The sequence below is a fragment of the Porcipelethomonas ammoniilytica genome (assembly GCF_025567485.1).
Classification (GTDB): Bacteria; Bacillota; Clostridia; order Oscillospirales; family Ruminococcaceae; genus Porcipelethomonas; species Porcipelethomonas ammoniilytica.
This window is the reverse complement of sequence record NZ_JAOQKH010000033.1, coordinates 1-8467: the sequence shown is the minus strand read 5'-3', so window position 1 is coordinate 8467 and position 8467 is coordinate 1. Positions and strand designations below refer to the sequence as shown.

Genomic DNA, 8467 nt, shown 5'->3' with positions numbered 1-8467 from the left:
ATACTTGGTGTTTTCCATGTGTTTCTCTCCTTTTTTTATTATTATACCATCTTTCGCTTTTTGCTGTCCACTTTTTTAGTATAGCACCATGATGAGTGTGACAAGCACAGTAAATACGGCTGTTCGTGCAGGACAGTTCGTGGCGAAAAAGCTGGCGTAAAGGAGCGTTTTATGAAAACATATATTTATCCGCAAAATTTAAAAGCGACCTCCAGACTGTGGCTCTGGAGCATCCGTGACTTTCTGATCATCTGTCTCGGACTGATTTTGTCAGTGGTGATTTTAACGCAGCTATGGACTTTTCTGCCCTTTGCCATCACGGCGGTGTTTGCGTTTCTGAGCATTCGGTTTGAGGAGACGACGGTGGTCGATTATATGGTCTGTGCGTTCCGGTTTTTTATAACGGCACAGCAAATATTTTACTGGAAGTGAGGAGTATTATGAAGAATAAAAAATCTACGCAGAACCTGTTCGGACTGCGGACATTCGGCAAATACGGCTTGCTGACTGACAAGGCAGGACTTGCTTTTTTCAGCGTGCTGCCAACCAACATTTCCGTGCTGTCGGCAGAAAATATCGATGTGAAAATCCACCATCTGATGATGCTGTTAAGTATGATTCCGGAACTGGAAATCATTTGTCTGGACAGCTGTGAATGCTTCGATGGCAACAAGGTTCATATCAAGAATCGCCTGAAACAGGAGGAAAATCCGCATATTCGGAAACTGCTGGAACAGGACATGGCATTTCTGGACGATATTCAGGTGGAGATGTCTACGGCAAGGCAGTTTCTGTTCTGCATTCGTTTCAAGGACAAAAAAGACGAACAGATTTTTCAGCAAATCAACCGTGTTTCCAAAGTGATTTCGGAGCATGGATTTGACGTGCGGCGCATGGAAAAATCCGACGTCAAGCGGATGCTGGCAATTTACTTTGAAGCGTCCATGAATGGAGAGGAAATGCCCGATATTGAGGGAGAAAATTACTTGGAGGTTATTGAAAATGTTTAAGAGAAAACAAAAAATCCTTACGCCCCAACAGGCGGAAGAAATCCGGGTTCAGGAATTTTTTGACCGTATTGTTCCAAGCACAGTGCGGTTTTTTACGGATCATTTTATCTGCGGTAACAGTTACAAATGCGTATGGGCAGTTCGGGAATGGCCGCCTACTACGGAGGAACAGGCAATCCTTGCCCATCTTGCGGACAGGAATTCTGTGACGCTCCGCATTTACAACCGCTTTGTGGACAGCGCTGAGCAGCGGCAGATCATCCAGCATGCCACACGCCGGAACAAGCTGATGTCCACAACAAACGATGTGACGGAATCTCTGACTGCGGAGAGCAATTTGCAGGACGTGGTGCAGCTGATCGCAGACCTGAGACGAAACAAAGAACCGCTGCTGCACACGGCTGTGTTTATTGAATTGAAAGCCTCCGACGAGGACAAATTAAAGGAGTTACAATCGGATATACTCATGGAGTTAACGCGCTCCAAAATCACGGTGGACAGGCTGATTCTGCGGCAGAAAGAGGGCATGATTTCGGCGCTGCCATTCGGGTACAATGCGTTTGGAAGTCTGTATGAACGAGTGCTTCCTGCGAGTTCTGTGGCGAATCTCTATCCGCTGAATTATTCCGGCAAGACCGATGAAAAAGGCTTTTACATCGGTCGGGACAAGTTTGGCACGAACATTCTGGTGGACTTTGATAAGCGCAGCGATGACAAAACCAACGCTAATGTTTTAATTCTCGGCAACAGCGGTCAGGGCAAGAGCTATCTTATGAAGCTTCTGCTGACGAATCTGCGTGAATCCGGAAAGAGCGTGATTGTTCTGGACGCAGAACAGGAATATGCTGATCTGACGAACAATCTTGGCGGCACTTATCTGGATTTCATGTCCGGTGAATATATGATCAATCCACTGGAACCGAAAAGTTTTGGCGAAGCAGAAAAGGATGATACCTCACCGGAGCCGTTTCGGAAAGTTACAAGGCTGTCGCAGCATATCTCCTATTTAAAGGATTTTTTCCGCGCCTACAAGGACTTTTCCGACAGCGAAATCGACACCATTGAGATCATGCTGATGAAGCTCTACGCCCGATTTGACATCGATGATCTGACGGATTTTGACAAGCTGAAACCGACGGATTATCCGGTGATGCAGGATTTGTACGACCTGATTGAAAAGGAATTTATGATCTTCGACCACGAAAAAAAGCATTTGTACACAGAGGAAACCTTGCAGAATATCTGCTTGGGACTGCACTCCATGTGCAGGGGCGCGGAGTCGAAATATTTCAACGGACATACGAATATCAAGGACGGAGAGTTTCTTTGCTTCGGCGTGAAAGGTCTGATGGATACCAACAAGCGGCTAAAAGATACGCTGCTGTTCAATATTTTGTCCTACATGAGCAATCAGCTTCTGGGCGTTGGAAATACCGTTTCCGTCATTGACGAAGCCTATCTCTTTTTGAGCAATCTGACGGCAATCGAATACATCCGCAATGCTATGAAGCGCGTCCGCAAAAAGGAGTCGGCGATGGTGATCGCCAGTCAGAATGTGGACGACTTCCTGATTCCGGAGGTACGGGAATTTACCAAACCTCTGTTTGCGATTCCCACCCACCAGTTCCTGTTCAACGCCGGAAACATCGAGCCAAAGGCGTACACCGATACACTGCAATTGGAGATGTCGGAGTTCTCGCTGATCAAGTATCCGGAGCGCGGTTCCTGTTTGTATCGCTGCGGTAACGAACGGTATCTGTTACAGGTGCATGCGCCGGTTTACAAGGAAAAATTGTTTGGAAAGGCGGGCGGAAGATAATCCGGATTCGCAAAAACACTTGATTGCATACAAAAAGTGTGGTACAATAAAAAAAGGAGGTGCGTACGATGAGAATTTTTCCAAGGCGCTGTGAAGGTGCAGATACACTGAAATATATTTTTCCATCCATGCAGAAAGAGGTGCAGAAGGTCATTGATGTCATAAAAAGCATTGACTGCATTCAAAGAATTATCATATTTGGCAGCGCAGTAACGCTGAACTGTGGTATGCGCAGCGATCTGGATATCGCAGTTGACGCACCCGGCATTACGGATGAAGATGAATTTCTGCGGATCATTCGACCAATCAAAAGGGCAGTAGATGTGGAAACGGACATCATTCACTACAACAGCATCCAGAGTGAATTGCTGTTAAACGAGATCAATACCAAAGGAGTGGATGTATATGACAACCGGGTTTGCTGATATGATTAAACTTTCAGAGCAAGACTATCGGGCGTGTAAGGCTATGGAATCCTATTTCCCGGATGAATTTGCAATTCGGACTGCACTGTATCATTTACAGCAAGCAGTTGAAAAGTCTCTAAAGGCAATTATTTTATACAATGGAGAAACGCCGGCATTTACGCATGATATTGATAAGCTGGCAGAACATTGTAAGAGTCTTGGAGAAACATTTTCCGATAATCTGGATCTCATTGCAGATTCGTTGACACTCTGGGAATCAAAAAGCCGATACGATCCGTATATCACGTTTTCTCAAAAAAAATACGATACAGCAAAGTCGTTTTACGACGAAATACATGAAAAGCTGATTTTGGCAATGAATCAGAATTACATGTGTGAGGAAACAGAAGAAGAAACGGAAGAACCATCTTTCGATATGACAATGTAATTCAACAGAGAGCTGCAGTAATAAGCGGCTCTTTTTTATGGGAGGAAAAAATTTGCAGAAGAAAAAAATACAGAATTCGGAGTCAATTGCGAGAAGCAGTTGGCTCTGCTTTTTTATCATCAGGAGGTATCTGATATGAGTGTCACAGTAGCCGCTATTGCCAAAAAGGTCTCTGTTTACCTTGCTGCGGACAAACGGACATGGAAAGCAGCCGGATTGATTATTGCAATTGTAATAGCAATTGCATTGCTTCCGGTAATGCTCTTGCTGGCAATGGGCAATCAGTTGTCGTCTGCGGAAACGCAGAGCATCGACTATTCCGCCTACGTGCAGAATCTATCTGCCCAGCAGCAGACGCAGCTTTCTCAGATGGAATCGGACGGAACAGCAATTGAGACTGAATTGACAAAGCTGAACCTGAAAAATCAAATTGTCAAAGCGCAGATGATCTATCTCACCTACTTTGAAAATGTTCAAAAAGGTGAGAACTTTTTTGCGGATTTCTGTGGCTGTTTCAAGGAAAGCGACAATGAAAAGCTGATCGATTTGCTGAATCGGAAATATGGATTGAGCATCAGTTACGAGGAGTTCATGCGCTCCTACGCTGTGATTACCAATGTCAGCATTGATGAAAACCGCTTCTTGAATTTAGAGATCATGAACAATATCGACCTTGCACGCTGGGCGGAAAACGCCTATGAAACCCAGTGGGGATATGTTCCCCATACAGACGGTAATGTGTTGTCAGCGGAAAAATACAAGGCGCTGAAAGAAAAATACCCAGATGAAATCACAACAGACTGTGACAAATGGCAGAGCCGCAGGACGGTGGACAATTACAATCTGCTGCGGTCATATCTGTGGTACGACTCGGAAAACCGGACAATTTCAGCGGAGGGTTACAGCGAAACTGTGCAGGAACTGTATCAATCTGCGACTGTCAAGGGTGATATTGATTCTCTGCCTGAAACGGTTGGAACGGCGGTGATCAGCGGCGATACCATCGGGATTTACGTTGGCGACGGCAATGTTGTGTATGCAAAATCTGCTGCGGACGGCGTTATGAAAGAACCTGTTTCTACCGGAAGCTGGACTGCTTGGTTTGAAATTCCGTGGATCGAATACGGCGAGGAAAATAGCTTCAGCAATGAGATTCACTTTGAAGAATATGACGAAAAGAAGAAAAATAATCTGGGACTGGTGCAGTGGGCTATTCAGGCGCACGAGAATGGCTGGGGCTATGTTTACGGCACGTATGGAAACGTGCTGACGGAATCGCTTTTGCAGGACAGAGCCTCTGTGTTCGGCGGCGAAGTTACAGATTACATGGAATTCATCCGTCAGAACTGGCTTGGAAAGAGGTGCTCCGACTGTGTTGGATTGATCAAAGGTTACGGCTGGTATGACAGCGCAAGCGGTGAAATTGTTGTCGGCTCTAACGGTATGGCAGATGTTGGAGCGAATGCGATGTTCGCAAATGCGACGGTTAAGGGTACGATCGATACCATTCCCGAAATCCCCGGACTTGCAGTCTGGGTGGACGGTCACATAGGAATTTACATCGGAAACGGCGAGGTAATCGAAGCCATGAATACCCTCAGAGGTGTTACCAGAACCAAGCTTGCAGGGCGTGAATGGACGCACCGGCTTCAGATTCCGTATATATCATATATAGACCAGCGTGACGCTGGACCCATGTCGCACACATCAAATCAATGAAAGAGCAGTATAAATCCTGCGAGGAAAATTAAAGAAATTTTTATATTTTATGATGGGAGAAAAATTGAATGAAAAAATCAGTCACAGTAAGCATTGATTCTGAAAAATTGTCCGCACTGGAAATGTATCTGGGACAGAAAAATATGAAGCTGTCAGATGAACTTGAAAAGTTTGCAGAGCAGCTTTATCAGAAATATGTACCCTCCAATGTGCGTGAATTTATCGAGTTGACGGCGGCGAAGAAGCCGTCCCGCAGGACAAAAAATACAGCTCCTGCGGAATCGGAAATGCAGTCGGAGCAGTAATACGCCCCGGTTCGCACCATGTCGGCTTGGCGTTTTCGACGGTGAGGTCGGATAACTACCCTATGAGAACGGTCGTAGCGAATCTGGGGCATTTGTCGCAGAGTTTGGGAATAGCGGAAATCAGGTGATTTCGGGTGGGTTTGAGGGTCATTTATTTTATTGCTGGTTAAAGTTTGGTCGCCTCTTGGCGACCAACCGATTACATCGACGAGCAAAGCTCGCCGAATTTGCAGAGGTTTGAAAGCCTTAACGGGCAGTCGCATAGAATGGAGGTTTTGAAAATTGCGGTCGGATACTACACAAAATACAAAAGAAAAAGCAGAAAATACGGAGGTTTCCCCAGTCGCCTCTGAGGATAAAAAGCAGAGATTCGGTCTTAAGATATATCCCGAAACTATGGGGATTATTGACACGCTTTTTGAGCATGATAACTGCAAGTCACGTTCTGAATTTATTGAAAAAGCAGTACGATTTTACTGCGGATATCTTCTTAATAAAGAGCATACAGCGACGGAGTTTATTGCTCCGCAGCTTGCAACGCTTACGGAGGGAATTGTAAAAGGCACGGAACAGAGGCTGTCCCGTGCCTTGTTTAAAGTTGCTGTTGAACTCGGTGCGATTACACATATGCTTGCGGCAGTGCATGACATTGACGACGATACAATGATCAAGCTTCGCGCTATGTGTACGGATGAAGTTAAGCGGATCAATGGTATCATTAATTTTGAAAAGGCTGTGAGGTATCAGCGGTCAGATTAAATCAAATTAAAACGGGGGTGATATGTCATGGCTTTATCGCAAATTATCGTCACAAGCCGCTATCTGAAAAGCGGAAATCAGAAAAGTAAAAACAAGCGCAGAAACTATACAAAATACATTGCAATACGTGAAACGGTTGAGATGCGTGAACAAAATACCATTGATAGAAATAATAACGCTACTCAAAATCAGCAAGAACTGCTTAGTGACCTGCTTTCAGATTTTCCCGAGGCAAAAAGATATTTAGAATACGAAGATTTCAAAGCCAACCCTACTGTAGAAAACGCATCTGAGCTTATCAGTACGATCATTGAGCGCAATGCAGATGTTATCGGCAACCGTCAGAATTTTGTCGGTTACATGGCAATGCGACCGGGCGTTGAGAAGCGCGGTGCGCATGGACTTTTTAATGAAAGTGATGAACCGATTGTGCTTGACAGAGCTGCAAATGAAATTGCAAATCATCCCGGAAACGTGTGGTCGCACGTTGTCTCTCTGCGCCGTGAGGATGCGATTCGTCTTGGCTATGATAACTCCGAGCGATGGCGTGAACTGGTCATGCGGCACATTGCTGACATTGCGGAGCAGACGAAAATTCCGCTGTGCAATTTGAAATGGTATGCCGCTTTTCACGACACCACGCACCATCCGCATATTCATCTGCTGGTGTATTCTAAAAGTCCAAAGCAGGGATTTTTGACGAAACAAGGAATCGATAAGATACGTTCCGTGTTTGCGAACGATATTTTTCATGACGATCTGCAAAGCATTTATATGGAGCAGACTATTCGGCGTGACGAGCTGAAAATGGAGTCAAAAAAGTATGTGGAAGAACTGCTGAAAAAAATCAGGGAAAACAATTTTCACAATGCCAAACTTGAAAGTCTTATTTTCACTTTGAAAAAACAACTTGACAGTACAAACGGTAAAAAGGTTTATGGATATCTTAAACCGGAGGTCAAGACAACGGTTGATGAGGTATTCAAAATTCTGTCGCAGGAGGAAAATGTACCTGAACTGTATGAGAAGTGGTGCGAGCTTGAGCGTCAGAAATACAAAACCTATACTCAGAAAGAAAAGGAGTTTCCTCCTCTGTGGGAAAACAAGGTCTTTCAGCCGGTGCGGAATATGATTGTTCAGCAGGTTTTAAATATTCAGTTCCTTGTTGAAGCAATTGAGGTTGCAGAACCGGAACTGCCGGAGTCGTTTACAGAAACGGAAATTGAGATTCCACCGCAAATTGATACGGATTTTTTTAAACCGAAAGAACCTGCTGATTCAAATTTGAAGTGGAATGACAATTATAAAACGGCTTACGAAATGATTCACGATAAGCGCTCGGAATTGCAGGATTATCTGCAAGCGGAACTGCTTTTGCTGTCGGAGGCTGAGTCAGAAATGCTCTTGCTATGTTTGAATTGGGAAAGCTGTATGCGGCTGAAAAGCTGGGCAAAAAGGATGCGGAGAAGTCGTTTGAATTCTATCGGAAAGCATTGCAGGGATTTTTAAAAATCGAGCCAATTGCAAAAAAATTGAAGCCGTTCCTGCAATTTAGAATTGGGCAAATGTATCGGAATGGTTTTGGAACAGACGTAGATATTCCGAAAGCAATTACATATTTTCAGCAATCTGCAGAGCACGGAAATGTTCATGCGAAACTGATTATTGCATTGGAATATATCAGCGGCGAGTTTCTGGAACAGGATATTGACAAGGGTATTTCCATACTGACGGAATGTGCAGACAGCAGCGATAAGCTGTCTTGTTACAGGATTGGAAAAATCTATCTGGATGGTAAAATAACTGCGCAGGATCTTGATAAAGCAGAAAAATATCTGCTTGCAGCGGATGAGAACGAGTATACTTTTTATGCGCTTGGCAAGCTGTATCTGACAGAGGAAAAGCGCGATGTGCAGCGTTCCGTTTCGTATTTTGAACAGTGTTCGGATACGAATCCGTGGGCAAGCTACTGGTTAGGAAAAATCTATTTGTTTGGCTGC

General features: G+C 44.6%; 10 protein-coding genes. All 10 read left to right on the top strand.

Annotated features, from left to right (window positions below; all coding sequences use genetic code 11):
• Positions 1 to 171 precede the first annotated feature (171 nt).
• Positions 172 to 432 (top strand): hypothetical protein, encoded by a 261-nt coding sequence (locus OCV67_RS12490; RefSeq protein ID WP_147644276.1) that lies wholly within the window; start codon positions 172 to 174, stop codon positions 430 to 432.
• Positions 433 to 440: 8 nt separating this feature from the next.
• Complete coding sequence (locus OCV67_RS12485) at positions 441 to 1010, top strand: hypothetical protein (RefSeq protein WP_147644275.1); 570 nt, start codon at positions 441 to 443, stop codon at positions 1008 to 1010.
• On the top strand, positions 1003 to 2829 hold the full coding sequence (locus OCV67_RS12480) for a VirB4 family type IV secretion system protein (RefSeq protein ID WP_147644274.1): 1827 nt from the start codon (positions 1003 to 1005) through the stop codon (positions 2827 to 2829). Before OCV67_RS12485 ends, OCV67_RS12480 begins: the two co-directional genes overlap by 8 nt.
• A 68-nt stretch (positions 2830 to 2897) precedes the next feature.
• Positions 2898 to 3254 (top strand): nucleotidyltransferase family protein, encoded by a 357-nt coding sequence (locus OCV67_RS12475; protein WP_147644273.1) that lies wholly within the window; start codon positions 2898 to 2900, stop codon positions 3252 to 3254.
• Positions 3235 to 3684 carry a HEPN domain-containing protein gene (locus OCV67_RS12470; protein ID WP_178085151.1) on the top strand — a complete coding sequence of 150 codons (450 nt, stop codon included), beginning with the start codon at positions 3235 to 3237 and terminating at the stop codon, positions 3682 to 3684. The genes OCV67_RS12475 and OCV67_RS12470 overlap by 20 nt, the downstream gene beginning before the upstream one ends.
• Before the next feature lie 135 nt (positions 3685 to 3819).
• On the top strand, positions 3820 to 5403 hold the full coding sequence (locus OCV67_RS12465) for a hypothetical protein (protein ID WP_147644271.1): 1584 nt from the start codon (positions 3820 to 3822) through the stop codon (positions 5401 to 5403).
• 68 nt (positions 5404 to 5471) lie between these two features.
• Positions 5472 to 5708, top strand: a complete 237-nt coding sequence (locus tag OCV67_RS12460) for a DUF6103 family protein (protein WP_147644270.1) — start codon at positions 5472 to 5474, stop codon at positions 5706 to 5708.
• Between the two features lie 282 nt (positions 5709 to 5990).
• Positions 5991 to 6467, top strand: a complete 477-nt coding sequence (locus OCV67_RS12455; RefSeq protein ID WP_262644631.1) for a hypothetical protein — start codon at positions 5991 to 5993, stop codon at positions 6465 to 6467.
• A gap of 27 nt (positions 6468 to 6494) precedes the next feature.
• Complete coding sequence (gene mobP3 / locus OCV67_RS12450) at positions 6495 to 7976, top strand: MobP3 family relaxase (protein WP_147644269.1); 1482 nt, start codon at positions 6495 to 6497, stop codon at positions 7974 to 7976.
• The coding region (locus tag OCV67_RS12445) for a tetratricopeptide repeat protein (RefSeq protein ID WP_147644268.1) at positions 7877 to 8467 on the top strand (591 nt) is incomplete at its 3' end. The genes mobP3 and OCV67_RS12445, both read left to right, overlap by 100 nt.